This window comes from Microbacterium tenebrionis, assembly GCF_020682665.1.
Lineage (GTDB): Bacteria > Actinomycetota > Actinomycetes > Actinomycetales > Microbacteriaceae > Microbacterium > Microbacterium tenebrionis.
In genome coordinates, this window is sequence record NZ_JAGTTM010000018.1 from 1 (window position 1) to 1358 (window position 1358).

At 61.1% G+C, this 1358-nt stretch carries 2 protein-coding genes; one reads left to right on the top strand and one right to left on the bottom strand.

Going from position 1 to position 1358, the window contains the following annotated elements; all coding sequences use genetic code 11:
- Positions 1-119: 119 nt before the first annotated feature.
- A complete protein-coding gene (locus tag KEC56_RS13825) occupies positions 120-875 on the bottom strand; it encodes a DUF5131 family protein (RefSeq protein ID WP_227531401.1) in 756 nt (251 codons plus the stop codon).
- A 67-nt stretch (positions 876-942) separates the two neighbouring features.
- Here KEC56_RS13825 and KEC56_RS13830 point away from each other — a divergent pair, with 67 nt between their 5' ends.
- On the top strand, positions 943-1251 hold the full coding sequence (locus KEC56_RS13830; protein ID WP_227531402.1) for a hypothetical protein: 309 nt from the start codon (positions 943-945) through the stop codon (positions 1249-1251).
- The last annotated feature ends 107 nt before the right edge of the window (positions 1252-1358 follow it).

Consider the following 1358-nt stretch of genomic DNA (forward strand, 5'->3'; position numbering starts at 1 on the left):
GAGATGACTGTCAGGGTTGGATGAATAGGACCACAGGGATGCTCCATCCTTCCCGGTCAGAGGGACATTTCCGAGTCGCGTTAGCTGCCCAGCACCCACGGTCATCGGTGGATCGGGGCTTAGGCGCTCGCACGGCGGGAACTGATCGGCATCTCACTCCAAGTGATGCCGTCAAGTTCACGACCGCCGGCCTTGGGAGTGCGCCCGCCCCACTGCTTGTGGAAAAAGGGCACCTGAGCGTTCGCGCACATGTCACGGATCTCCCGAACCCACTCGACCTCAAGAGGGCGGGCATGGGGCCCGGACTCACCGCCCGTGATGACCCAGTCGATACCGTCCAGATCCATACCAGTCAGCGGCCCGAGGAGCGGTTCGCAGGACAGGAACCGCACTGCCGCCGGCACCTTCCGAAGGTCATCGATTCGGCCGAGATGCTCCTGGTCCTCAACGCTCACGCCAAGCCAGAGGTTGTCTGGCCAGTCAAGACGATCGGCGATTCGAGGCAAACGGGACGCTCGCTTCGTGAGCACCTGATACGTGTGCTGTGGGGTGTCCGCGATGACATCGAAGACGCGGCGCACGAAATCCAGCGGAACCTTGGCGTGGAAGAGATCGCTCATCGAGTTCACGAAGACGACGCGGCGTCCACTCCATGAGTAGGGCTGTCGCAGCGAACTCTCGTGCAGCGTGATAGCGAATCCCGGCCCCGAGGTGCGCGGGTCACCGTCCGACTGGTACTTCTCAGAGCCCATGGCCTTCAACCGTTTCGCCAACGCCAGCGCATAACAGTTGTCGCATCCGGGTGAGACCTTGTCGCAGCCTGTGGTGGGATTCCACGTCACTTCGGTCCACTCGATCCCCGTCTTCTTGGGCATGGCCACCGCTCCGATACGTGATCTACGTTACGCGATATGCGTAACGGCTATCACGTATGATAACAGCATGGACGGCGTGGACGTGGCAGCGATTCGCGAACTCTCGCGGATAGTTTTTGGGCAGGACTACCGGCTCGAACTGATGTTGGCGATCCGCACGCTTCAGGAGGAAGTCGTCACGTTGGGCGAACTTGCCATTGCTCTACGCGTCCCGGTAAGTAGCTTGCAGAAGCCGTTTCACTCGCTCGTCCGGGCAGGCTTGCTCACTCCGCTCCCGTCGGACGACTCGCGGCGCAAGTTCTATGGCGTGGCCAAGAGCGCTGCATGGGACTGGGCCGAAGAGCTAGCCCAGCGTGTCGAGAGTAGTGCCCCTTAAAGTGGTGTAGCCCTCGGTGACCGGCTCGTCGCTCCTGACGTAAGCGCGGCCACCGTGTGATCCTTCGAGAAGTCTCTTACCTCCACTCGAAAGGCATCATCACGATG

Bases quoted from the DNA above. Each gene is read 5' to 3' on its own strand.
- KEC56_RS13825 (WP_227531401.1), bottom strand. From the start codon at position 875: ATGCCCAAGAAGACGGGGATCGAGTGGACCGAAGTGACGTGGAATCCC.
- KEC56_RS13830 (WP_227531402.1), top strand. From the start codon at position 943: ATGGACGGCGTGGACGTGGCAGCGATTCGCGAACTCTCGCGGATAGTT.